The sequence below is a fragment of the Haladaptatus paucihalophilus DX253 genome (genome assembly GCF_000376445.1).
GTDB classification, from domain to species: domain Archaea; phylum Halobacteriota; class Halobacteria; order Halobacteriales; family Haladaptataceae; genus Haladaptatus; species Haladaptatus paucihalophilus.
Map to the genome: position 1 here is coordinate 1,706,552 of NZ_AQXI01000001.1, position 22,269 is coordinate 1,728,820.

The 22,269-nt window shown below is 63.0% G+C and carries 22 protein-coding genes and 1 tRNA gene; 7 read left to right on the forward strand and 16 right to left on the reverse strand.

The window, feature by feature from the left end:
• Window positions 1-9 precede the first annotated feature (9 nt).
• Window positions 10-774, reverse strand: coding sequence for a 23S rRNA (uridine(2552)-2'-O)-methyltransferase (locus B208_RS0109520; RefSeq protein WP_007976447.1), 765 nt, complete (start codon window positions 772-774; stop codon window positions 10-12).
• 448 nt (window positions 775-1,222) lie between these two features.
• Between B208_RS0109520 and B208_RS0109530 the strand changes: the two genes are divergently transcribed.
• Window positions 1,223-1,966, forward strand: a complete 744-nt coding sequence (locus B208_RS0109530) for a DNA polymerase sliding clamp (RefSeq protein ID WP_007976444.1) — start codon at window positions 1,223-1,225, stop codon at window positions 1,964-1,966.
• A 29-nt stretch (window positions 1,967-1,995) separates the two neighbouring features.
• On the opposite strand, the gene B208_RS0109535 is transcribed toward B208_RS0109530, so the two are convergent.
• Complete coding sequence (locus tag B208_RS0109535; RefSeq protein ID WP_007976442.1) at window positions 1,996-2,583, reverse strand: DUF7474 family protein; 588 nt, start codon at window positions 2,581-2,583, stop codon at window positions 1,996-1,998.
• Window positions 2,584-2,729: 146 nt separating this feature from the next.
• Between B208_RS0109535 and B208_RS0109540 the strand changes: the two genes are divergently transcribed.
• The gene (locus B208_RS0109540; RefSeq protein ID WP_007976440.1) at window positions 2,730-3,794 is read left to right on the forward strand and encodes a DNA primase large subunit PriL; all 1,065 of its coding nucleotides are present in this window, start codon (window positions 2,730-2,732) and stop codon (window positions 3,792-3,794) included.
• Here B208_RS0109540 and B208_RS0109545 read toward each other — a convergent pair.
• Window positions 3,791-3,994: a DUF7472 family protein gene (locus B208_RS0109545; RefSeq protein ID WP_007976439.1), complete on the reverse strand. Its 204-nt coding sequence runs from the start codon at window positions 3,992-3,994 to the stop codon at window positions 3,791-3,793. The two genes, B208_RS0109540 and B208_RS0109545, sit on opposite strands and share 4 nt — an antisense overlap.
• Before the next feature lie 232 nt (window positions 3,995-4,226).
• Here B208_RS0109545 and B208_RS22975 point away from each other — a divergent pair, with 232 nt between their 5' ends.
• Window positions 4,227-4,910, forward strand: coding sequence for an SWIM zinc finger family protein (locus tag B208_RS22975; protein ID WP_018128835.1), 684 nt, complete (start codon window positions 4,227-4,229; stop codon window positions 4,908-4,910).
• 45 nt (window positions 4,911-4,955) lie between these two features.
• On the opposite strand, the gene hjc is transcribed toward B208_RS22975, so the two are convergent.
• The 4 genes from hjc to B208_RS0109575 all read right to left on the reverse strand — a co-directional run bounded on the left by hjc (window position 4,956) and on the right by B208_RS0109575 (window position 9,133).
• Window positions 4,956-5,447, reverse strand: coding sequence for a Holliday junction resolvase Hjc (gene hjc, locus B208_RS0109560; RefSeq protein WP_007976433.1), 492 nt, complete (start codon window positions 5,445-5,447; stop codon window positions 4,956-4,958).
• A gap of 171 nt (window positions 5,448-5,618) precedes the next feature.
• Window positions 5,619-6,902: an adenosylhomocysteinase gene (locus tag B208_RS0109565; protein ID WP_026177797.1), complete on the reverse strand. Its 1,284-nt coding sequence runs from the start codon at window positions 6,900-6,902 to the stop codon at window positions 5,619-5,621.
• Between the two features lie 51 nt (window positions 6,903-6,953).
• Window positions 6,954-7,649 carry a hypothetical protein gene (locus B208_RS0109570; RefSeq protein ID WP_018128836.1) on the reverse strand — a complete coding sequence of 232 codons (696 nt, stop codon included), beginning with the start codon at window positions 7,647-7,649 and terminating at the stop codon, window positions 6,954-6,956.
• 191 nt (window positions 7,650-7,840) lie between these two features.
• Window positions 7,841-9,133: an amidohydrolase gene (locus tag B208_RS0109575; protein ID WP_007976426.1), complete on the reverse strand. Its 1,293-nt coding sequence runs from the start codon at window positions 9,131-9,133 to the stop codon at window positions 7,841-7,843.
• A 158-nt stretch (window positions 9,134-9,291) separates the two neighbouring features.
• Between B208_RS0109575 and hisG the strand changes: the two genes are divergently transcribed.
• The gene (gene hisG, locus B208_RS0109580) at window positions 9,292-10,140 is read left to right on the forward strand and encodes an ATP phosphoribosyltransferase (RefSeq protein WP_007976424.1); all 849 of its coding nucleotides are present in this window, start codon (window positions 9,292-9,294) and stop codon (window positions 10,138-10,140) included.
• Between the two features lie 148 nt (window positions 10,141-10,288).
• Here the strand turns inward: hisG and B208_RS0109585 are convergent, their stop codons facing one another.
• Window positions 10,289-11,338: an AAA family ATPase gene (locus tag B208_RS0109585; RefSeq protein ID WP_007976422.1), complete on the reverse strand. Its 1,050-nt coding sequence runs from the start codon at window positions 11,336-11,338 to the stop codon at window positions 10,289-10,291.
• Window positions 11,339-11,441: 103 nt separating this feature from the next.
• Window positions 11,442-13,562: a DUF7282 domain-containing protein gene (locus B208_RS0109590; protein WP_018128837.1), complete on the reverse strand. Its 2,121-nt coding sequence runs from the start codon at window positions 13,560-13,562 to the stop codon at window positions 11,442-11,444.
• 353 nt (window positions 13,563-13,915) lie between these two features.
• Here B208_RS0109590 and rnz point away from each other — a divergent pair, with 353 nt between their 5' ends.
• Window positions 13,916-14,842, forward strand: a complete 927-nt coding sequence (gene rnz, locus B208_RS0109595; protein ID WP_007976418.1) for a ribonuclease Z — start codon at window positions 13,916-13,918, stop codon at window positions 14,840-14,842.
• Between the two features lie 498 nt (window positions 14,843-15,340).
• Here the strand turns inward: rnz and B208_RS0109600 are convergent, their stop codons facing one another.
• From B208_RS0109600 to B208_RS0109610, 3 genes are all read right to left on the reverse strand, one after another.
• Window positions 15,341-16,510, reverse strand: a complete 1,170-nt coding sequence (locus B208_RS0109600) for a pyridoxal-phosphate-dependent aminotransferase family protein (RefSeq protein ID WP_007976416.1) — start codon at window positions 16,508-16,510, stop codon at window positions 15,341-15,343.
• 129 nt (window positions 16,511-16,639) lie between these two features.
• Window positions 16,640-17,287 (reverse strand): TIGR00266 family protein, encoded by a 648-nt coding sequence (locus tag B208_RS0109605; protein ID WP_007976414.1) that lies wholly within the window; start codon window positions 17,285-17,287, stop codon window positions 16,640-16,642.
• Between the two features lie 402 nt (window positions 17,288-17,689).
• Window positions 17,690-17,764, reverse strand: a tRNA-Arg gene (locus tag B208_RS0109610).
• A gap of 93 nt (window positions 17,765-17,857) precedes the next feature.
• On the opposite strand from B208_RS0109610, the gene B208_RS0109615 reads away from it, so the two are divergent.
• Both B208_RS0109615 and B208_RS0109620 read left to right on the forward strand, forming a co-directional pair.
• Window positions 17,858-18,439 (forward strand): AAA family ATPase, encoded by a 582-nt coding sequence (locus tag B208_RS0109615; RefSeq protein WP_007976411.1) that lies wholly within the window; start codon window positions 17,858-17,860, stop codon window positions 18,437-18,439.
• On the forward strand, window positions 18,436-18,855 hold the full coding sequence (locus B208_RS0109620; protein WP_007976409.1) for an RNA-binding domain-containing protein: 420 nt from the start codon (window positions 18,436-18,438) through the stop codon (window positions 18,853-18,855). The genes B208_RS0109615 and B208_RS0109620 overlap by 4 nt, the downstream gene beginning before the upstream one ends.
• A 12-nt stretch (window positions 18,856-18,867) precedes the next feature.
• Here B208_RS0109620 and B208_RS0109625 read toward each other — a convergent pair whose 3' ends face one another.
• The 4 genes from B208_RS0109625 to fer all read right to left on the reverse strand — a co-directional run bounded on the left by B208_RS0109625 (window position 18,868) and on the right by fer (window position 22,208).
• Window positions 18,868-19,425 carry a magnesium transporter gene (locus B208_RS0109625; protein WP_007976407.1) on the reverse strand — a complete coding sequence of 186 codons (558 nt, stop codon included), beginning with the start codon at window positions 19,423-19,425 and terminating at the stop codon, window positions 18,868-18,870.
• Window positions 19,426-20,004, reverse strand: a complete 579-nt coding sequence (locus tag B208_RS0109630) for a magnesium transporter (RefSeq protein WP_007976405.1) — start codon at window positions 20,002-20,004, stop codon at window positions 19,426-19,428.
• 97 nt (window positions 20,005-20,101) lie between these two features.
• Window positions 20,102-21,496: a signal recognition particle protein Srp54 gene (locus B208_RS0109635; protein WP_007976403.1), complete on the reverse strand. Its 1,395-nt coding sequence runs from the start codon at window positions 21,494-21,496 to the stop codon at window positions 20,102-20,104.
• A gap of 55 nt (window positions 21,497-21,551) precedes the next feature.
• Window positions 21,552-22,208: a ferredoxin Fer gene (fer, locus tag B208_RS24930; RefSeq protein ID WP_007976401.1), complete on the reverse strand. Its 657-nt coding sequence runs from the start codon at window positions 22,206-22,208 to the stop codon at window positions 21,552-21,554.
• Window positions 22,209-22,269: the final 61 nt, after the last annotated feature.

A 22,269-nucleotide genomic window follows, 5' to 3' on the forward strand; every position in this document is an offset into this window, starting at 1 on the left:
ACGCGGACTTCAGTCTCGGTCCAATCGCTGTGCGAAGCCGAACTTCGGTTTCACGTCATCGACGCGGATTTCGACCGTCTCTCCCTCCTCGGTGTTCGGAACGAACAACGTGTACTCCTCGACTTTCGCCACGCCGTCGCCTTCGCTCCCCACGCCTTCGATGGTCACTTCGAGGGTGTCGCCGGGTCTGACGGGCGCGGTGAGGCGTTTCCGGGCGACGAGGTAGACCTCGGAGGACTCGTCGCGCGAGGCGTCGGGACTCATGGTTCGAACGTACTCGAACTCGGGTTCCATGTCCTCGCGCAGGTCGTCCAAGTCCGGGCCTTGGAACACCTTGACCACGAAGTCGCCGCCGGAATCGAGGAGTTCGAGCGCCGTCTCGAACGCCTGTCGGGCGAGGTACACCGAGCGAGCGTGGTCGAGGCTGTACTCGCCGGTCATGTTCGGTGCCATGTCCGAGAGAACGACGTCGGCGGACCCGGCGACGTCGATGACCTCCTCTTGGGTTTCCTCCTCGGTCATGTCGCCGCGGATGGTTTCCACGCCGTCGATGTCCTTGATTCGCTGCAGGTCGACCCCGATGACGGTGCCGGTGTCGCCGACTTCCTCGGCGGCGACTTGGAGCCAACCGCCGGGGGCCGCCCCGAGGTCCACGACCGTCTCGCCCTCGTGGAGGAGGTGTGCGGATTCGTCCAACTGCTTGAGTTTGTAGGCCGCCCGCGAGCGGTAGCCTTGCTGCTTGGATTTGTTGTAGTAGTGGTCTTTACGGGCCATTCGTTGTGAGACGGTTGTCTACGCGGATGTTTACGCCCTTCGTTCGTCGCCCCGCCGCTGGCCGTTACGACCAAAATGAATGATTCGCCGACGGGAAACTACCCGTCTCGATACTCACATTCGGCCTGATGCCGAATGAGATCCGATTTGTTCTTGCCACCGACGAAGACCTTCTTCTTACAGTAATTACAGACTCCCCATCGAGGGTCGTCTTCGTCGAGCGTGTATTCTTCCGGCCGCCACTCCTGCGACATATACGTTCAGAATACCTTCTAGCGTAAAACGTTTATCAAAAATCTTTATATTATCTACTGTAATAATAGGGAGACTGCGGTGAGTTAAACTCTGGCCGCTCCCGGTTCCTATCCGATGTCCGTTGTTTCTGCACGGCACCTCGCGCGCGCGAACGGGTGACTTTTTATGCCACCCTTTCATAGGAATCACCAACATGTTCAAGGCTATCGTGAGCGCGGATACGCTCCGGACGACGATCGATTCCGTGGGCGTTCTGGTGGATGAATGCAAGATCCACCTCGAGGAGGATGGCCTCACCATCAAGGCAGTGGACCCGGCCAACGTCGGAATGGTGGACCTCCAACTCGATTCCGAAGCATTCGAATCCTACGAGGCTGACGGGGGCGTCCTCGGCGTCAACCTCGACCGTCTCGAAAGCATCGCTGGCATGGCCAGCTCCGACCAACTCATCGAGATGGAGTTGGACGAAGAGACGCGCAAACTCCACATCAAGATCGACGGACTCGAATACACCCTCGCGCTCATCGACCCCGATTCCATCCGCCAAGAACCCGACATCCCGGACCTCGACCTCTCGGCGACCATCGTCGTCGAAGGGTCCGACATCGACCGCGCGGTCAAAGCCGCCGACATGGTTTCCGACCACATCGCCCTCGGCGTGAACGAGGACGACGAGATATTCTACGTCGAAGCCGAAGGCGACACCGACAACGTCGACCTGAAACTCGACCGCGACGACCTCATCGACCTCACGACCGGTCCCGCCCACTCCCTGTTCAGCCTCGACTATCTCAAAGACATGAACAAGGCGATCCCGAACGACGGCGAAGTGTCCATCGACCTCGGCGAGGAGTTCCCCGTCAAGCTTCACTTCGAAATCGCGGAAGGCATGGGTGACGTGACCTACATGCTCGCGCCGCGTATCCAGAGCGACTGAGGAAAAACGACTCGATTCGATTTTCGCTTCTACAGGTTCCGGTCGATGACCGCCTTCGCCGACTGGGCCTTCTCTTTCCACCCGTACCCGGCCTCGTAGACGTGACGCTTGGTTTCGACCAGTTCCTCCGGCGTGGACTCCTCGAACCCGCCGCGTCCCCACGTTCCGCTCTTGTGGAGCCACTCGACGACGTTCTCGCGCGTCTCGGGCCACGACAGGCCGACCATCTCGTACCACGCGATCATGGCGAAGACGGCGTTGTCGTGACAGCCCGGAACGCTTCCCTTCTCGTAAATCGTCCGCATCGGCTCGAAGCTCGGCTCCGAGACGGTCTCCCGGAACTCGTCGGCGGTGAGGAGGCGTAAGGTTCCGTCGCTCTCCACGACCCGCTTTTCGTGACGAAGGCGGTCGAGCGCCGCCACGTGCGTGGCGTTCCAACGGCCGTGAACCGCGTCGCGGAGTTCCTCCTCCGTCACCGAATCGGCCGAGAGCACCGCGATGATGTCGGTATACGCTTTCTCGATGTCCGTCCACGGCTCCCCGTCGAACCGGCAGTCCGGGCCGTGGAGGTTCGTCGTCGTTCGACAGTCGGGGCACGGATAGGCGAAGCGTGGCACGAACCCCGCTTCTCACGCCCCGGTAATAGGTGATTGGATTCGACCGAACCGGGGAAACGCGGGATTTCCGCGGGGGTCGAGTCGGGGAAATCTCGCGTTACCGCGCGACCGTCGCGTTTATCGGGCACCGCTCGAAAAGGCGATTAATGAATTCGCTCCATGCCCGATACCCGTTTCTCGCGTCCGCTCGCGAGGCGGTTCGGGACGCGAACCTCGACCTCGCGGCAGTCATCGCGGGGGAGGGCGACCGCCACCCGGCAGTCGAGCGCGGCGTGGAGCGCGTGCGACGGGCGCTCCTCGACGGGACCGTGCGCGCGCCGGACGACGGGCGACGCTGGTCGACGTCGGCGGAGGTGCTTTCGTACCCCATCGCCCGGATGTTGGTGTCGCTCCTCGACGCGCCGGGAGCGGTCGAGAAGTACGCCAACGCCGAGGCGACGACGGCCTACGAGCGGTTCACCGCCGACTTCGAGACGCCGGATGATGGACTGAAAAGCACGCGGGGCACGTCGCTCACGCTCGAAACGTTTCTCGCCGATTTCGACCTCGACGACGACGTAGTGACCCGTCGTGACGGGTTCGGCGTGGCCGTCTCGACCTACATCTCGCTCGCCCGGGAGTTCGGCGACGAGTGGCGACTCGTTACGCGTCAACTCGACGATGGCGTCGTGGTCGTCTCGCAGGCGGAGCTACACGAACTGCTTCGGACGGCGGTCGAAATACGCATCGCCGACGACCTTCCCCTTCCCGTCCCCGACGAAATCGGCGTGGCGCTCGCCGACGAACTGTCGGAACTGGAGTCGTCGTTCACCGACGCCGATTTCTCCCACGACATCGACACGCTCGCCCCGGAACTGTTCCCGCCGTGTATGTCGGCACTGCTCGCACGCGCTCGTGACGCGGAGTCGCTTCCCGCACACTCCGAGTTCACGCTCGTCTCGTTTCTCACGAGCATCGGACTCGACGCGGACGAAATCCTCTCGCTCTGTGAAGTTCGGTCGTCGGGACGCGCAGACCGGTTACGCGCCCGAATAGAACGGCTTCGGGACGAACGGACGACGCAGTTCGCGCCGCCGAGTTGCGCGACGCTCCAAGCGTACGGGGACTGTGTGAACAAGGACGAACGATGTGAGACGGTGACGCATCCGCTCGTGTATTACGAGGATGCGCTGGACGAAAGCGGTACCGTGACCGATTGGCGCGACCGTTAGTGTTGGTTGGCCAGCCAGAAACCGACGCCCGTCATGACGAGAACGAAGAGCGTGATGACGCCGACCATTTCGAGCGCACCCGCTCCCGTGATGCCGCCGGCCTCGAACTGCGAGCCGACGATAAACATCGCTACGATAAAGAAGCCAACTGACACGACGGAGACGACGATGTCGCGGAGCGTATCGCCCTCGATATCCATGTTCTGGATTTCCGGGGGTTACATCAAAAGTTCTCCGTTTCGAAGTCGGTGTCGGGAATCGTCGTTATTTCGTGACACCACGCGGTGCGAACGGGAGAACGCGTTCGATACTTGCGCTGACAGGTGAAAGCCTTAGGGTCGTTCGGCACGTACGATAATACGTCGAAACCACCGCTGTGTGGTCGGAACGCGCCGATTTTCGTCGTCAGGTTTCACGTCGGAGGAAGCACCCATGATAGACACAGCCGCTTCCGGAAAAGTATCGCTGACGCCGCTGGCCGAGACCGAGGAGACCGATCCGCGGTCCCAACGCGCCAGAGCGGAGCGCATGTCCGTCACGCCGCTCGGTGGCGGACTGTACGAAGTCGAAAGCCAGAGCGACAACACGTACTTCGTGGACCTGCTCGGGAGTCGCTGCACCTGCCCCGACCACATGATGCGGGGCGTCCGGTGCAAACACATCCGCCGGGTCGCAATCGAGATCAACGAAGGTCGCGTCCCGCCGCCGGGAAAAGAGGCGGTCGAGTGCGCGAGATGCGAGTCGGTCGTCTTCGTGGACGAGAAGACGGCGGCCGCCGGGCCGCACTTCTGCGACCGCTGCCGACTGGAACCCGGGGAACCCGTAGTCGACCGCGCGACCGGCGACCTGTTGGTCGTCGTCGCCATGACCGACTACCGGGCCAACCAAGTCGAGGTTCCGGGCCGCGACTGCACCGTCGCGGAGTACCCGACGAACGAGGGCTACCCGGCGGACGACCCGGTGGTCGAAGTGCTCTACCCGATTCCGTCGGGGCTTCGCCCCGAACAGGTCGAGCCGCGTCACGTGCGGCGCTACTCGTTCCCGCGTTCGCGGCTCCAACGCCCCGGGCGTCCGGGAAACCAGTCGGAACTGTCCGACTTCCCGGAACCGAAGTAGTTGAACCGGTTTTTCGGTTTTTCACCCCCGACCGCGGAGCGACGGCTACTCCAAAATCTCCGTCGCCTCGTCCACCGAGAGGACCCCCTGTTCGACCGCGTGGAGAACGTCCGAGACGCTGTGTTTCGACGCCTCGTCCTCGTCGTCTTTCCACAACTCGTCCATCGTTTCACCCTCGTCCAGCGCGGTCTCCTTCTTGACCCGGTAGTTCCCGCCCTTCGTCTGGTGGACGTCCGCCGGGTGGAAGAAGTACCAGTCCTCCCGGTCGAAGCGGACGCCGATTTTCGGCTTTGCACCGAAGTTCTGTGAGAAGTACACCAGCGCTTCGACCTCCTCGCCCGTCAGATAGATGGGGTCGCCCGCGCTCGATTTCGCCTCGATGGCGTAGAACGCGTTCCCGTTTCCGGCCAGCACGTCCGGCAGTTCGCGCTGCGTTGCCCCCCCGCTCGCGGGAGCGCGCATGACCGCGAATCCCGTGTCGTCGAGCCTGTTGACGAGTTCGCGCTCCCGCCTGTCACCTTTCCGATTCGCACACATTCGGTCGATTGTCGGCGGTGGCGGGCAATAAAACGGCCGATAGCACGGTGAAGGAGAAATGTGGGTGGTCGTTTCCGTTGCCAGCCGCCCAGAAGTGTCGATTTGATAAGGATTATTTTCTGTAAGGTCAGTTCCCCACCGTGTGAGAACGGTGTAACTGCGATACGTCCCCTACGTCCCGTGCTGCCAGCTACCCATGTACTCTTTCTGGTCGTCCGAGAGGGAGTCGAACTCCACGCCGTCCGCGTCGAGTTTGATTTCCGCAATCTCCTTGTCGAGTTCGTCGGGCACCTCGTGGACCCCGGCGTCGTATTTCTCACCGTTCTCGACCATCTCGCGGACGCAGACGGACTGCACGCCGAAGCTCTGGTCCATGACTTCGACCGGGTGGCCCAGCGCGATGGGCGCGGCGAGGTTGACGAGGCGACCCTCGGCGATGACGTTGAGTCGGCGGCCGTCCTCCATCTCGTACTCGTGAACGCCGTCGCGGGCGTCGCGCTCGGCGACCGCGAGGTCCGCGAGGTCGTTCAGATTGACCTCCACGTCGAAGTGCCCCGCGTTGGCGAGGAGAACGCCGTCCTTCATGACCTCGAAGTGTTCTTTCGTGATGACGTCGCGGTTACCCGTCGTCGTGATGAACACGTCGCCGACTTCGGCGGCCTCGGCCATCGGCATCACGTCGTAGCCTTCCATGTGGGCTTCGAGCGCGCGGCGCGGTTCGACTTCCGTGACGATGACGTTCGCGTTCTGGCCCGCCGCCTTCTTCGCGACGCCCTTGCCACAGTAGCCGTAGCCGCCGACGACGACGTTCTTCCCGGCCCACGAGAGGTTGGTCGTCATGGCGATGGTCGCCAGCGACGACTCGCCGGTGCCGTGTACGTTGTCGAACAGGCGCTTCATCGGCGTGTCGTTGACGGCGAAGACGGGGTAGTCGAGCGCGCCGTCCTCGTCCATCGCGCGGAGTCGGTGCACGCCGGTCGTCGTCTCCTCACAGCCGCCGACGACGGTTTCGATGAGTTCGGGATGGTCCTCGTGGATGGCCGCCACCATGTCCATGCCGTCGTCCACCGTGATGGTGGGTTCGAGGTCGATGACGGACTCGATGGCCTCGTAGTAGCCCTCGTCGTCCACACCACGCTTCGCGTAGCTGGTGATGTTCGGGTGTTCGTCCAGCGCGGCGCTCACGTCGTCGTGCGTCGAGAGCGGGTTGCACCCGGTGACGGCGACTTCCGCGCCACCCTCCGCGAGCGTCTCGACGAGAACTGCGGTCTTCGCCTCGACGTGCATCGCCATGCCGATTCGCTGGCCCTCCAGCGGTTTGTCGGCGACGAACTCCTCCTGAATCGTCGTCATTATCGGCATGTGCTGGCGCGCCCAGTCCATCTTGCGGTGCCCCTCGGCGCGAGCGGACTCAACGTCGTCCAACTGCTCGCTTATCGGCGGATAGGTTCCCATACGTTCGAGATGGGCGAGCGCGTTCAAAACGGTACCGAAGGCGGTCAACGCCTATTCGTCGTCGGAGTCGTCACCGCGGTCGTCGTGGCCCTTCTTCCCCTTGTCGTGTCCCTGTTTGTGGCCGTTGTCACGGCCGTTTCCGGGGTGGTCGTCGTGGCCGTTACCGGGATGGTCACCGTCTGCTCCGTGTCCCTGTTCGTGTTCCGCACCGTGACCGTTTCCGGGATGGTCGTCGGCGTCGTGGCTCGACTTCGCGTGGTCGGCTTTCTTCTGTGCACCGGGGTTGTGGGACGTCACCCACGTCGAGATGACTCTCCCCGGGTGTTTCACGTCCTCGCCCGAGAGCAGTTTGTGGACGAACGAGGAGACACCGTGACCGAAGGAGTCGTCGGATTCGACGTCCTCGTTCGCGGGCGCGACCAGCGCGACGGTCGTCGAATCGGTCAGGTTCCCTTTCGTCGCCACGACGTGGATAGTGGTGTTGTTCGCAGGAGTCGGTAGTGCAATGGTTCCGCTTTCGTCGGTGGTGTAACTCCCGGCACCCGCGTAGGTGGAGTTGTTGAGCGCCTCGACGGAGACCGAGGCGTTCTCGGCCGCCGTTCCGTTCGTGGTCACAGTCACGACGACGCTCTCGTTTTGGGAGACACCGACCGTCAGTCCGTCAGTGCCAGTCGTTGCAAAGGCGGGCGCGGCGACGGAGAGCAGCACCGCCGCCGCGAGCAGTATCGCAAATCGTTTTGCTGTCATGCGATTTCTTCCACCGGGGATACCCCCATAAACCCCGATTCCCGTTTGGCATCGTTATATTTGTACATAAATAGTTCAGAGAACGCTAGAGAGTTTAAAAACCGATATAATCGTTCAATTTACCGTTGGTGACAACTACAGAGTATGTATTCTCAGGCGTGAAATACCCCTCGTAAGTGAGCCGCAGCTATCTACTCGATAGCGCGTTCGACGAGTTCCTTCGCCCGCTTTTCTGCGTTCTCCATCACCGAATCTTCGTCCAACGTGAGTGGTTCTCTATCTGCCATTAGAACAGTCCCATCACAAATCGTATGCCTCACGTCGCTGCCGCGCGCGGCGTAGGCGAGGTGGCTCACGAGGTCGTGATGGGGAACGAGGTGGGCCGACGACAGGTCGATTACGGCGAGGTCGGCGTTCGCACCCTCCTCGATGCGGCCGCTGTCGAACCCGAGGGCGGTCGCGCTTCCGCGTGTCGCCATCTCCACGACCGACTCGGCGGCGACCGCGCTGGCGTCGTTCGCGGCGAGTTTCCCGAGCATGGCCGCGTCTCGCATCTCGCCGAACATGTCGAGGTCGTTGTTCGACGCCGCGCCGTCCGTCCCGAGTCCGACCGTGACGCCCGCGTCCAACATCGCCTGCACGGGGGCCATCCCGCTGGCGAGTTTCATGTTCGAGGCCGGACAGTGGATGACGCCCGTGCCCGTCTCCGCCAGCAGGTCGATTTCCGTCGTGTTGACGTGGACGCCGTGGGCGACGAAATCGGACTCGCCGGTCATACCCTTCTCGCGGGCGTATTCGAGCGGTCGTTTTCCCCGCTCCTCGACGATGGGGGCAACCTCGTCGCGGGTTTCGTTGGCGTGGTAGTGGAGCGGGACGCCGAGGTCACGCGTTCGGGAGATGTAGTCGTCCAGATACTCCTCGCCGACCGTCGTGAGGCTGTGTGGCATCACGGCCGTTTTGATGCGGCCGTCCGCCGCGCCGTCGAACTCCTCGGCGATGGCGAGGCTCGTCTCGAAGTCCTCGCGGGCGACTTCCTCGTCCTTGCCGATGGTCACCACGCCGTGGCCGATTCGGGCGCGAAGCCCCGCCTCCTCGACGGCTTCGGCAACCTCGTCGACCTCGAAGTACATGTCCGCGAAGCCGGTCGTCCCGGATTTTATCATCTCCAGCATGCCGAGTTCGGTTCCGGCACGCACGTCCTCCGGCGTCAGGGCGGCCTCGACCGGCCACACGTCCTCGCGGAGCCACGAATCGAGCGGTTTATCGTCCGCATACCCGCGAAGGAGCGTCATCGCGGCGTGACAGTGGGCGTTCACGAGGCCCGGAATCACGAGGCCGTCGCTGGCGTCGAGCGTCTCGTCGGCGTCCGCGACGTCGCCGACGGCGAGAATCGTCCCGTCGTCCTGGTCTATCAGTACGTCGGCTCGTTCGACGGTCATGTCCGGTCCCAGTACCTGCCCCCCGGCGATTCGGAGCGTCGTCATGGCTCGGGGTTGTCGTCGCTCTCGCATGACTCTGGTGGATTGGAGTCCGCGACACGACTCTGGTGGATTGGAGTCCGCGATACGGTACGTTTTATCACGGTTTGCAGTTTGAACCGGGAAAGCAAGAGTAATCCGTCTGGCCGACCGAACCCGAGATAATGCGAATCGCGGTCCCTAACAAGGGCAGGTTGCACGACCCGTCGATGGAATTGCTCGAACACGCCGGGCTGCATGTCGTGGACGGTGCGGACCGCAAGCTGTACGCGAACACCGTCGACCCGGACGTGACGCTGTTGTTCGCCCGAGCCGCCGACATCCCGGAGTACGTGAGCGACGGCGCCGCCGACATCGGCATCACCGGTCTCGACCAGATGCGGGAGGCGAACCCCGGCAACGTTTCGGACCTCCTCGATTTGGGCTACGGCCAGTGTCGGCTCGTGTTGGCAGCACCCGAGGAGGGAGACATTAACGAAGTCACCGACCTCGCGGGTAAAACCGTCGCCACCGAGTTTCCAAACGTCGCGGAGCAGTACTTCGCCGAAACCGAAGTATCGCCCGAAATCGTGGAGGTCTCGGGTGCGACGGAGCTCACCCCGCACGTCGATATGGCCGATGCCATCATCGACATCACGAGCACCGGAACGACGCTCAAGGTAAACCGCCTCGGCATCATCGACGAGGTGCTGTCGAGTTCGGTTCGGCTGTTCGCCCGCGAGGACGTGGTGGGCGACGATAAGGTCGAACAGGTGATGATGGCGCTCCAGTCGGTCATCTCCGCGGAGGGCAAACGCTACCTCATGATGAACGCACCCGAGGACAAACTCGACGAGATTCGGGACGTGATTCCCGGTCTCGGCGGGCCGACGGTCATGGACATCGCCGGGAACGGCAAGGTCGCCGTCCATACCGTTGTCGACGAGCAGGACGTGTTCGAGACCATCAACGAGGTCAAGCAACTCGGTGCCAGCGGCATCCTCGTGACGGAAATCGAACGGCTCGTGGACTGACGACCGTTTCAGTTCGACGGCGATTTTGCCATCTTTCTCGCGTCCGCGAAACACGTAGTGAGGAGAACGACTGGAAAGAAGCAGAGAGAACGACCGGAGGAAAGTGGAGAGAACGAACAGAGGAGAAGCGGACAGGACGACCCGATTTCTACGCGCCCAACTCGGCCAGTAGATGGGAAAGCTGTAACCGGTCGCTCGTTCCTCGCGCCAAGTCCATGTCGATTTCCGCCGCGAGGACGACCAGTTCGGCGAGTTCGTCGCCCGAATAGCGGTTTTGCCGGAACGCGTCCATGATGGCTTCGAGCACTTCCTCGCCGCTGTAGCCGTCGTCCACGAGCAGGTCGTCCAAGTCCTTGCGGGCGTCGTTGAAATCGCCGCGCTCGGCCTTGTCGAGCATGTCGCCGATGCGCCCGCTGATACCGAACTCGCGGATGACTTCGTAGTCGTCGCTGTGAACCCGACCCTCCTGTTCGTACAGCAATTGCGCGTACAGGATGGCCTTCCGCACGTCGCCTTTCACGTAGGCGGAGATGAACTGAATCCCGTCTTCGTCGTACTCGACCCCTTCGTCGTCCAGAATCGACCGGAGGACGGTTTCGATTTCGCCACCGGTCGGTTTGCGCATCGAGACGGGGAAACAGCGAGATTTGATGGGCGGAATGAGTTTCGTCGGTTGGCGCGTGATGATGACGAACTGGGTCGTCTCGTGGTACTGCTCCATCACGCGGCGGAGCGCCTGTTGGAAGTCCTCGCGGATGGATTCGGCGTTGTCGAGGACGATGGTCTTGTACGAACCCGTCGATGGCGCGTAGCCCGCGTACTCCTTGAGGACGTGGTTTATCATCTCACGCTTCGACCAGTTGCGCTTGTACTTCTTCTTGCCCGAGCCCTGCCGGTACTGTTTCGAGAACTCGGTTTGGCCCTGCAGGAAGTTGGAAAATCGGGGGTCCTCCCGAATCTCCTTTTTCGTCCGGTCGAAGAAGTCCGCGACGTTGATCTCCACGAGGTCGTTGTCCGGGTCGTCGTGTGCCTCGCGTGCCAATGCACGCACGGCGGCGGTCTTCCCGCTCCCTTCCGGGCCGTGAAGAACGAGGTTTATCGGCTCGTTCACCGCCCGCTCCAGATAGTCGCGTACCTCCGGTTGGGGCAGGTCGGCGAGGTCGGGCGCGTGCGTTTGGGTCCACAGCGGCGACTCCATTGGGAATCGGTAGGGAGTCGCCGGACAAGAATCGGTCGGTTGCGTCGCGCGGCGAAAAATAGCAGCCGATGAACACGCTCGACGAAAGAAACAACCGAGGACGTTACAAGAGGTCCCCGAACGCGTCGAAGACCGACGCGAAGACGCTCGCGTTCGTCGTGTCGGTTCCCGCGCTAGTCGTCGTCCCTGCCTGCGTCGTCGTGGTTCCGGCACTGGTCGTTTCAGTCCCGGCCATCGTTTCGTTTCCTGCGCTGGTCGTCGTCGCGGCTTGCGCCGTCGTGGTCTCCTGTGCGGTCGTCGCCGGAGCGGCCGTCGTGGTCGGCTGTGCGGTCGCCGTACCAGTCTGCGTCGTCGTTTCCGCCGTCATCGTCTCTGTCGTCGTCGGCTGTTCCGTCGTCGTTGCCGCCGTCGTGGTCGTCTCGTTGCCAGCCGCTTCGAGCGTTATCGACGCGATTTCACCGAAGTTACGGGTGTACACGCCGTGAGTGAACGTTCCAGGGTTTGCACCGCTGGTATCTATCTCGAAGTTCACGTCCGTGCTCTGACCGGAGTCCAAGGTGACGTTCTTGCGCTGAACCACGTTACCCTCCAACCGAAAGTCCACGGGTTGCGTGAGTTGCTGGTCGGTCGGGTTGCTGATGGTCGCGCTCACGGAGATCGTCTCCCCGATGGTCGCGTTCGACGGCGCTTCGAGGTTGCTCACCTCGAACGACGGACCGAGGTCAGAGACGTTCTCCACGGAACCGCTTTCCGCTTGGGTCGTGGTGGTCGTCTCTGCCGTCGTGGTCGTCATTTCCGCCGTCGTTTCGGGCGTCGTGGTCGTCGTCTCTGCCGCCGTCGTGGTCGGCTGTTCCGTCGTCGTCTTCACACACCCACATTCGCTCGTTCCGGTCGAGGTGGTGGTCGTTCCACCGGCCTGCGTCGTAGTCGTCGTAGTCGTCGGTTGTGCGGTCGTGGTCGCTGCCGCCGTCGTGGTCGCCGCACCCGTCGTCGTGGACGTGGTGGTCGGCGTTTCGGTGGCGGTCGCGGTCGTCGTTTCCGGCGTCGTGGTCGTCGTAGTCGTCGCACCGCCGCCGTTCTCGACGGTCACGTAGGCCGGGTCGACGACGATGTTGTTATCGACCACGTACGGCAGGTCCGCGCTGCCACCCGACGTCACGAAGTCGTACACCTGATTGTCGTTGGTGTCGAGATGCGCCATCGCGATGAGCGTCTGGCTCTCCGTCAACGGCTTATCGAGCGTCACGGTGACGTTCTCGTGCGTTCCCGGCTCGAGGTACTCCGAAGCGCCGACGACGCTGCCGACGACGTTCCCGTCGAGCAGGCTCGTGTCGTGAATGGCGACGAAGCCACCCTCCGACATGGTGACGGAATCGACCGTGACGGTCTGCCCGTCACTGGTCTGGTTGTCGAACGTGACGTTCGCGTCCAGCGGTTGCTGGGTCGGCTGTTCCGGGACGCCGGGCTGGCCCGGCATCTGCGGAAGGGTCACGTTCTGCGGCGCATCCACGATGAGCGTCGTGTTCTGTATCGTGATGTCGCGGAGCACCACGCGGACGGTATCGAGGTCGCCCGTCGTCGCCGCCGCGTTGGCTTGCTCCGAGACCTTGTCCACGTCGCTCTGCGAGACGCTCGGTCCGCGCTGGACGACCTCCTCCGCCGAGCCGTTCTGGAGCAGCGCCGTCGTGTTGATGCGAACCGTCTCGTCCTTCAGGTCGACGCCGCTGATGACTTCGGTGCGGTCGGGCTGGGTGCTGTCACCCACCACGAACGACCACTCGGCGATGGAAAGCGATTCGATGCGGAACACGAACTGCTGTCCCGTCTGATTCGTCTCGTTCCCCATCGTGGGGCCTTGCTGGCCCACCGAAATTTGAGCGTCGTCGACGACGGCCTCGCCGTTCGCCGTGTACGGTCCGTCGACGGTGCCGTTACCGATAACGAAGTCGTACACTTGGTTCGAGTTCGTGTCCATGTGCGGCATCGCGATGAGCGTCTCCGTCTCGTTGATGGGTCGCGCGAGCGTCACGGTGACGTTCTCGTGCGTTCCCGGTTCGAGATACACGGAGTTGCCCAACACGCTGCCGACGACGTTCCCGTCGAGCAGGCTCTGGTCGTGGATGGCGACGAAGCCACCCTCTTGCATGGTCACGGACGAGATGACGATGGTCTCGCCGTCACTTTGTTGGTCGTTTATCGTTACGTTTGCCTGCGATGTGTTCATCTGTGTCACATCGTTCAGGTTCGTAACTTGCGTTTCCGATGCCGTACTTGACCCTCCCGAAGTCGCTAGCGATGTCGCAACACCGCCGGCGAAGACGACGAGAAGGGACACGAGTACAGCACTTACTGTTCTCGGGATTCGTGTCATATCTCTCCCATTCCGCGAACGATGCGACGACGAGGCGACCGATAAACGCCGTCCACCGTTCACAGGTTAAGACGCCGATTCGTCGGGTTAGGTCGCTCCTTCCCCGGACGGCGCGGACACGCGGCGGGACGAACAACCGACGATTTCCGACCGCCACAGCGACGCTTTCGAAGGCTGTTTAATCGTCGGCCATCGATTTGGGGTCAATGTCGATGCGCGTTACCTTCCTCGGAACCAGCGGGGCAGTGCCGACGACGGACCGAAACCCGAGTTCTATCCTCGTCAACCGGGAAGGCGACCGCCTGCTCTTCGACGCCGGTGAGGGAACCCAGCGCCAGATGATGCGCTTTGGCACCGGCTTTACCGTCTCCGACCTCTTCATCACGCACCTCCACGGCGACCACATCCTCGGAATCCCCGGACTGGTGCAAACGTGGGATTTCAACGACCGCGACGACCCGCTCATGATATACACGCCGCGCGGAACCGGCGACGACATCGACGCGCTCGTTCGCACGGCGGGTCACCAACCGTCGTTTCCCATCCACATCACCGAAGTCGCGCCCGGCGAGGTCGCCATCCGACGCGACGAGTACGAGGTCCGCACCTTCCGCACCGACCACGACGCGAACTCGCTCGGCTACGCGTTGGTCGAGGACGAACGGAAGGGCCGCTTCGACCGCGAGCGGGCGGAGGAACTCGGCGTCCCCGTCGGTCCGAAGTTCCAGCAACTCCACGCCGGAAACCCCGTCGAACTCGACGACGGCACCGTCGTCCGCCCCGAGCAAGTCGTCGGCGAACCGCGACCCGGTCGCCGGTTCGTCTACACCGGCGACACCCGTCCCACCGAGCAAGTCGTCTCCGAGGCGGAAAACGCCGACTTGCTCGTCCACGACGCGACGTTCGCCGACGACCGGAAGGACCGCGCGAGGAAGACCGCCCACTCGACCGCGAGACAGGCCGGGAACGTCGCCCGGCGCGCCGATGCGGCTCGCCTCGCCATCACGCACGTCTCCTCGCGCTACGCCGGAAACGTCTCCGAGCACCTGAAAGAGGCCCGCGAGGAGTTCGACGGCGAGGTCTTCGCCCCCGACGACGGCGACCTCATCGACGTTCCCTTCCCGGACGAGTAGGACCATTCGAACGGACGCCGTTTTGGAGCTCTCATCGGTGGACGATTTCGCACGAGGGTCGCGTGAAGCCACACAAACGTCCCCGGCGCGCGCTGGCACAGCCCTGAGGACAGCGAGCGGCGCCGCCGCGAGCCATCGTCCGAAGGGGTGTGCTGATAGCGTTCGAGGTCTTGCGAACGGTGTCCTCGTGAGTGCAACGAACGAGGACACGAAAGACGCTCCGCGTCTTCCGGAGTGAACGAAGTCCCGAAAATCGAAGATTTTCTCGATGTGCAAACGCGAAGCGTTCGCAAGCAGCTCATCAGAGCAACGCTCTGACGGTGCTACCGTCCGTCAATATCCCGCCACCGAGCGGATTTCACGGTCGAAAACGAATCCCCACGATGAAATACTATCTTCTACTGGATTTTACTAAAAGATACTAAATACCACTACTCAGGCTGAACACCAGCACCTCACTACTTCGAAAAAAGAAACCCGAATCTCGCTTTTTCAGCGTTATCGCAACTGTTCGCGTGCGGCGGCCATTCCGGCCTCCAAGTCCACGTCCTCGCCGACGTCGAGGAACGCCTCGCCGATGGTGCGAACGCCGCGCAGAATCTGCTCGGACGAGAGGTTGCCCATGTTGCTCACGCGGAATATTTCGCCGCCGAGGTGGGCCTGCCCGCCGCTGATGCTCGCGCCGCGCTCGGTCACGGCGTCGAAGAATTCGGTCGGAGTCTCGCGGACACTGGCGGGGAGCGAAACCGCCGTCAGGGTGTTCGAGTACTCCGAGGCGTCGTTTCGCTCGGGGAACAGCGACAGCCCCATCGCGGTGAACGCCGACCGGAACGCGGCGGACTGACGGCGATGGCGGGCGATGCGCTCGGGCATACCCTCCTCTTCGATGTGGCCGACGGCGAGCGCGAGGCCGCGGAAGAGCGGCACGGCGCTCGTGAACGGCGTCTGGTGGGAGTCGGCCTTGCGAAGGTGCCAGTCCAAATCCTCGTAGAACGGTGCGCTCTCGCCGTCGAAAGCCTCCTGTGCGCGGGGCGTGGCGTACATGGCGCTCGTCCCCGGCGGGGCCGCGAGGGCCTTCTGGGCGTCCGTCACCGCGACGTCGACGTTCCACTCGTCAACGAGGAACTCGTCGCCGCCGAGGGAGGTCACGCCGTCCACGACGAAGTAGGCGTCGTGGTCCGCCGCAATTTCGCCGACTTCGGCGACGGGATTGAGGAGTCCCGTACTCGTCTCGTTGTGGACCATCGTCACGACTTTCGTCTCGTCCGTCACGGCCTCCGCGACCGCCTCGGGGTCGATGGACTGGCCCCAGTCGAACGCGACCGGCGTCACGTTCGCGTAGCGGTCGGCGATGCGCTTGAACCGCCGCCCGAACTTGCCGTTCACGACGGCGACCACTTCGTCGTCCTCACCGGCGAGGTTGGCGACGGCGGCCTCCATCGCCATCGTCGCCGTCCCGTTGAAGATGAGGCTGGTACCGCCGCTCGTCGTCGGCGTTCCGTCGAGCGAGGAGCGCTCGAAGATGTAATCGAGACCGTCCTGTGCGTTTTCGTACACCGACTCGAACTCCGCGGAGCGGTGCGATACCATCGGCTCGCTCATCGCCTGTCGAACGTCGCGCGCGAGGGGTACCGGACCCGGATTGAGTAGGAGAAAATCCTCTCGCATACACACCCGTTCTACCTCCCCCTAAATAAGCGTCGTGCGGGGCGCAAATTCCGCCTCTTGTCCGAAGGCATCATTCGATACCTAAGTAATCCGCGGGCGGTGTCGCCCCCACGCCGAACGATAACGAGCCTACTCGCCGTCCGGCAGATTCGGCGCAATCCACGAGAGAAGCGCGACCGGGCTTCGGGATTGCGTCCAAATCGTCCCCGGGCCTTCGAGTTCGCAGACGAGGCCGCCCCGCCCGCCAGCATGTGAGTGAACGGTATCGACGCGCGTCACCTCGAAGTCCACGGACCCCTCGAACGCGACGACGTGGCCGGTGTCCAGAATGTATCGCTCGCCGGGGTCGAGGCTCACTATCGAGACGGCCCCGTAGCTCGAAAGAAACGCGAGACCCGACCCGGAGAGTTCGAGAAGGAAGTCCCCCGCACACTCCACGAAGCTTCCTTTTTCCTCGAAATCGATACCCGACTCCGCCGCGAGGAACGCACAGGACTGGACGTACAGCGTTTCGTCCCGGAGTTCGTAGTGAAAGATATCGCCCGGAAACGGCGGCGCGAGCCGAATGGTTCCGGGGTGGTCCGCGGCGAACGTCGTCGAAAACGGCGTCTCCTCACCGAGAACGGAGCGTTCGAGTAGTGCTTCCGAATCCGGTGGCACTTCGACTCCCGCCGAATGGCTGACCAGCGACCCCGCCTCGACCCGAATCTCCTCGTCCGCGTCCAGCGTGAGGAGGAGTTCGGCGAACGCTGGCTGGTTCGTGATTTCGTACTCCATGCTCGACTAGCCCACGACGCCGCGACGGATAGCCCTCCCGGCCTCCTCCCCAGTTCGTGACCTGCTTTTTCGGTGATGGGCTCCCGGTTGAATGCCGGAGCGGAATTCACAAGCGATTCGTTGGCGGTTGCGGTGCGGTATGCCGTCCAGAAGTAGAACCGCGAGCGGTGTTCTCGTGAGCGACTGAAAGGAGCGAACGAGAGCAAGCAAGAGCGTTACTCTTGCGGAGCGAGGGTGACTACATCGTGCGAGCGAAACGAGCGGAAGCGAAGTCGAGCGAGCACGATGGGATTCGAACCGAAGCAAGACGGTCCTGCTCACTCACTCCGTTCGTTGCGCGGGCGTGCGACTTGCAGGCTTCGAATCCTGTGCTCGTCGCTCGTCACGTCCGTTCCTAACGAACGAGCACGATGGGATTCGAACCCACGGCCGTCGGATTAGAAGTCCGACGCTCTATCCAGACTGAGCTACGTGCCCTCGGTACCGCATTATCGGTGCGCCTTCATAAGGGGTTGGGATTCTCCCCCGCAAACACAGCCCTTAAGCACGGTTCACGAGAAAACGAAGACGATGCGAGTAATCGGAACCGTCGGCCTCCCGGGGAGCGGAAAAGGCGAGGCCGCCACCGTCGCCGAGGAGATGGGAATCCCCGTCGTCACGATGGGCGACGTCATCCGCGCGGCGTGCCGCGAACGGGGCCTCGACCCGGCGGAGCACCACGGCGAAATCGCCAAAGCACTCCGCGAGGAGAACGGCCCGGACGCCATCGCACAGGCGTCACTCCCACAAATCGACGCGGCGCTGACCACCTCGGAAACCGTCCTCGTAGATGGAATTCGCTCGGGCGTCGAGGTCGAACGGTTCGAGGACGCCTTCGGCGACGATTTCGTACTGGTGAGCATCGAAGCCCCGTTCGAGGTCCGCGCCGACCGGTTGAGCGAGCGGGGACGCGACCACTCGGACGCCGACGAAGCGCGCCTTCGAAAGCGCGACGAACGTGAACTCGGGTTCGGCCTCGACCGAGCGATGGCACGGGCCGATGCCGTCATCGACAACACCGGAACGCTCGACGGCTTCCGCCGCCGGATTCGCGCGCTCCTCGAAGACGGACTTTCGGGGTTGGAGAGCGTAGAGGCGGGTGAAAACCGATGATATACAGCGTCGATATCCGAATCACGGCACCCGTAAACGACACCGAAATCGAAGCGCGGGTCACGGACGCCATCGAGAACGTCTTTCCCGGCGCGGAGACAGAATCGAAGGCGAGCGAAGTCGTCGCCGAAGCGCACAGCGTCGAGCACTTCTCCGAACTGCTCCACCGACAGGAAATCCTCGACACGGCGCGCGGCGAGTTCTTCTCGGGACGGGACGGCGACACGCTCTCGTTCGACCTGAAAAAACAGGCCGCGTTTCAGGGCGTGGTCAACTTCGCCGTCGGCAACCCCGACGAACTTGGCGAACTCCACGTTCGCATGCGGGTCACCGACCCGACCGTCGAGGAGTTCGTCGATTACGTCGCACCGCCGACCGAGGACGGAAAACCCATTGACACCGACGAAGGGCAGTAGCGGCGCTCGTTTTTACACCAACAGTTGCACCACGACGAACAGCACGATGACGCCCAGCACGTCGCAGGCGTTCGTCACGACCGGAATCACCACGTCGTCGGGGTCGAGTTCGAACCGATAGGCGACGTACGTGGCGACGAGGGTCACGAGAATGGCGACGAACGCTAACACGATGCCGCTGACCAGCGAGACGAGGACGACGATGAAGAGGCCGAGTTGCGTCTCGCCGATGAGCCACGTCAGCGTCCACGCGCCGAACCCGACCACCGGGAAAATCGTGACCGCGAGGAGGACCGTGGCGACGGCGTTCCCCGCGAGCACCTCGTCCCCCCGACCGAACGAGAGCGTCCCGAGGTGAAACGCGGTCGAGAGTCTGGCGGCGAGGATGCTTCCGAGGTTACCCGCCGTGCCGATAGTTACCGGTACCAACGCGAGGAGCGTCGGATACTGTAGCAGGGTGCTCTCGAACGACCCGAGGACGAGGCCGCTTCCGATTTCGACCATCGTGAGGACGAGCAACACCGGGAGCATCGCTCGCATGATAGAGCGAACCGTCCAGCGCGTCGGCATCTAGCCACCCCCGAGCGCGATGACGATTCGGACGGCGAGCAGGAGGAACGAGATGCCGAACACGTCGCCCGTCGTCGTCACGAGCGGACCGACCAGCGTGTCCGGGTTTTTCCCGCGGCGATACCCCGCGAAGACGACAAGGACGACGGCCACTGTCAAGGCGACACCCGAGAGCAATCCCGCGATGAGCGCGATTGCGAGCAGAGTCGGAAGCGGCGCGACCGAATCCGAGAGCGCCTTCAGAACGACGAACGCGACCACCGACGCGAACAGGCTGGCGAGGATGCCGTTCGCCAGCGAGGCGACGATGGCCGCCCACACCCGGTCGTCGTCCGGGACGAACGACGGTTCGACCAGTCCTTGGTGCAGTCCGGACGCGAGGCGCGCGCCGAGCGACCCGTAGACGTTCCCGCGGGTAGCGAGGAGGGCGGGGACGAGGACGAGCAACCCCGCCACCTGACGGAGTTCGGCGCGCATTCCGCTGAGGACGACGCCCGCGAACAGCCCACCGACCATGCTCGCGGCGAGGGCGGGGAGCGCTTCGCGGTACGCCTCGGCGGCGACTTCCCGGACGGTCATCTACTGCTGTGGACACGGGCACGGGACAAAAAAGCGGTGTGTCGCGGTTCCGCTTGCGCCGATAGTTCTGGTCGGACGAAATCGAAGAGAGAGACGACTATCCGAACGGCCCCATGCCGCCCATACCGCCACCGCCGCCACCGCCGCCACCGCCCTGCATCTTCTTCATCATGCGCTCCATGTCGCCGCCCTGTCCCATCCCTTGGAACTGTTTGAGCGTCTGGGACATCATCTTGTGCTGCTGGAGGAGTTCGCGGATGCGTTCCTCGTCCTGCCCGCTCCCGCGAGCGATGCGGCGAATCTGGCTCGCGCCGATGGACCGCGGGTTTTCGAGTTCCTTGTCCGTCATCGAGTCCATGATGATCTCGAAACTCCGCATCCGGTCTTTCGTCACGTCCATCGCGTCGTCCGGGAGTTCGTCCATGATTCCGCCGCCGAAGCCGGGAATCATGTCCATGACCTGTTCGAGCGGCCCCATCTTGTTCATCGCGTTCATCTGATGGCGCATGTCGTTCAGGGTGAACGACCCCTTCATCATGTCCTCGGGGTCCCAGTCCTCTTCCTCCTCCGTCTCGGACATGGCGCGCTCGACGCGCTCGGTGAGCTGTTTCAGGTCGCCCATGCCGAGCAGGCGCGAGATGAAGCCGTTCGGCTCGAAGCGCTCCACGTCTTGGACCGTCTCACCGGACCCGAGGAAGGCGATGGACGAGTCCGTCTCGTTGACCGCCGTCAAGGCACCGCCACCCTTCGCGGTCCCGTCGAGTTTCGTGATGACGACGCCGTCGATGCCGATGGACTCGTCGAACTGCTGGGCTTGGTCTTTCGCACCCTGTCCGATAGCCGCGTCGAGGACGAGCAGGTTCCGGTCGGGGTCAACGACGGACTCGATTTCCTCGATTTCGTCGATGAGGTCGTCTTCGAGCGCGTGGCGGCCCGCCGTGTCCACGATGTGGATATCGGCGTCGGCCGTCTCTTCGAGTCCTTTCCGCGCGATGTCCACGGGGTCCTCGTTGTCCGGGTCACCGTAGAAATCGACTTCCGCGCGGGAGCACATCTCCTTCGCCTGGTCGTACGCGCCGGGTCGGAAGGTGTCCGTCTGGATGACGGCGGGGCGAAGCCCCTTCTTCGAGAACCACCACGCCATCTTGGCGGAGGTGGTCGTCTTCCCCGACCCCTGCAATCCGGCGAGGAGAATGGTCTGGTTTTCGAGCGGGATTTCCGTGCTCTCGCCGACGAGGCCGACGAGTTCCTCGTAAACGATACTCAGCACGTGGTCGCGGGCCGTCGTCCCGCCCGGCGGTTCCTCCTCCAGCGCGCGCTCCTTGATGGACGAGGAGAGGTCCATCACGAGACTCACGTCCACGTCGGCCTGCAGAAGGGAACGCTGGATTTCCTTTACAATTTCCTCGACGTCGTCTTCGCTGACGCGCGATTTCCCACTCAGCTTGTCGAGTGAGCCGCGAAGAGAACTGCCGAGATTGTCGAGCACCATCGTTGTGCTTCCTTGGGTTCGTAGTCGTTTAAAGGCTTTTTCTAGTCCGTCGGCGTCAGTCACCGGAGCGTGCCTGCCCGAACTGCTGGGGCGGCAGTCGGAGTTCGTCGAGACCCGGCAGATGCTTGATGTTGTAGATGACCTGCATGTGGTCCGTAATGGGCGCGCTGATACAGGAGAGTCGGAACCCGCGGTCCAGCATCTCGGACGAGAGGACGTGATTCGATGGCATGTCCATCTCCCCGTCCACGACCGCAACCGCGCAGTTCGCACACGCCCCGCCGCGACAGGCGAACGGCCACTCGTACCCCCTGTTTTCCGCCGCTTCGAGAAGCGTTTCGTTGTTGAGAACGTAGAACTGCCCGTAATCCTCGGCGTCCAGCCCCATGGCGGCGGCCTTGTCGAACAGTCCGTCGTCGTCCACGTTCCAGTCGTAGTCGTCGATGACCTCGTAGTTGAGAAATTCGACCATCGGATGCTTCGGCGTTCGGTCCCGCTCCTCGACGCGTTCTTCGTCGGCGGCTTTCTCGTCTTTCTCGCCGCCGAGGTCTCCCGATTGAATCGCCTGATACGCCGCTCGGACCCGCTGGAATTCGCGGTGGGACCCACCGTGGTCCGGGTGGGCCTCCTTTATCCGTCGTCGATACGCCTCGACGACTTCCTCGTCATCCGCATCCGAATCGAGTCCGAGAACGCTGAACGGGGAGTCCACATGTGAGTGGTAGGAAATGGAGCGCATAAATCCTCTTCCCCTGCGGTCGGGTCGAACCGGT

Excerpts from the sequence above, each read along its gene's own strand:
- B208_RS0109520 (WP_007976447.1), bottom strand. The coding sequence starts at position 774 with ATGGCCCGTAAAGACCACTACTACAACAAATCCAAGCAGCAAGGCTAC.
- B208_RS0109530 (WP_007976444.1), top strand. The coding sequence starts at position 1,223 with ATGTTCAAGGCTATCGTGAGCGCGGATACGCTCCGGACGACGATCGAT.
- B208_RS0109540 (WP_007976440.1), top strand. The coding sequence starts at position 2,730 with ATGAATTCGCTCCATGCCCGATACCCGTTTCTCGCGTCCGCTCGCGAG.
- B208_RS0109545 (WP_007976439.1), bottom strand. The coding sequence starts at position 3,994 with ATGGATATCGAGGGCGATACGCTCCGCGACATCGTCGTCTCCGTCGTG.
- B208_RS22975 (WP_018128835.1), top strand. The coding sequence starts at position 4,227 with ATGATAGACACAGCCGCTTCCGGAAAAGTATCGCTGACGCCGCTGGCC.
- hjc (WP_007976433.1), bottom strand. The coding sequence starts at position 5,447 with ATGTGTGCGAATCGGAAAGGTGACAGGCGGGAGCGCGAACTCGTCAAC.
- B208_RS0109565 (WP_026177797.1), bottom strand. The coding sequence starts at position 6,902 with ATGGGAACCTATCCGCCGATAAGCGAGCAGTTGGACGACGTTGAGTCC.
- B208_RS0109570 (WP_018128836.1), bottom strand. The coding sequence starts at position 7,649 with ATGACAGCAAAACGATTTGCGATACTGCTCGCGGCGGCGGTGCTGCTC.
- B208_RS0109575 (WP_007976426.1), bottom strand. The coding sequence starts at position 9,133 with ATGACGACGCTCCGAATCGCCGGGGGGCAGGTACTGGGACCGGACATG.
- hisG (WP_007976424.1), top strand. The coding sequence starts at position 9,292 with ATGCGAATCGCGGTCCCTAACAAGGGCAGGTTGCACGACCCGTCGATG.
- B208_RS0109585 (WP_007976422.1), bottom strand. The coding sequence starts at position 11,338 with ATGGAGTCGCCGCTGTGGACCCAAACGCACGCGCCCGACCTCGCCGAC.
- B208_RS0109590 (WP_018128837.1), bottom strand. The coding sequence starts at position 13,562 with ATGAACACATCGCAGGCAAACGTAACGATAAACGACCAACAAAGTGAC.
- rnz (WP_007976418.1), top strand. The coding sequence starts at position 13,916 with ATGTCGATGCGCGTTACCTTCCTCGGAACCAGCGGGGCAGTGCCGACG.
- B208_RS0109600 (WP_007976416.1), bottom strand. The coding sequence starts at position 16,510 with ATGCGAGAGGATTTTCTCCTACTCAATCCGGGTCCGGTACCCCTCGCG.
- B208_RS0109605 (WP_007976414.1), bottom strand. The coding sequence starts at position 17,287 with ATGGAGTACGAAATCACGAACCAGCCAGCGTTCGCCGAACTCCTCCTC.
- B208_RS0109615 (WP_007976411.1), top strand. The coding sequence starts at position 17,858 with ATGCGAGTAATCGGAACCGTCGGCCTCCCGGGGAGCGGAAAAGGCGAG.
- B208_RS0109620 (WP_007976409.1), top strand. The coding sequence starts at position 18,436 with ATGATATACAGCGTCGATATCCGAATCACGGCACCCGTAAACGACACC.
- B208_RS0109625 (WP_007976407.1), bottom strand. The coding sequence starts at position 19,425 with ATGCCGACGCGCTGGACGGTTCGCTCTATCATGCGAGCGATGCTCCCG.
- B208_RS0109630 (WP_007976405.1), bottom strand. The coding sequence starts at position 20,004 with ATGACCGTCCGGGAAGTCGCCGCCGAGGCGTACCGCGAAGCGCTCCCC.
- B208_RS0109635 (WP_007976403.1), bottom strand. The coding sequence starts at position 21,496 with ATGGTGCTCGACAATCTCGGCAGTTCTCTTCGCGGCTCACTCGACAAG.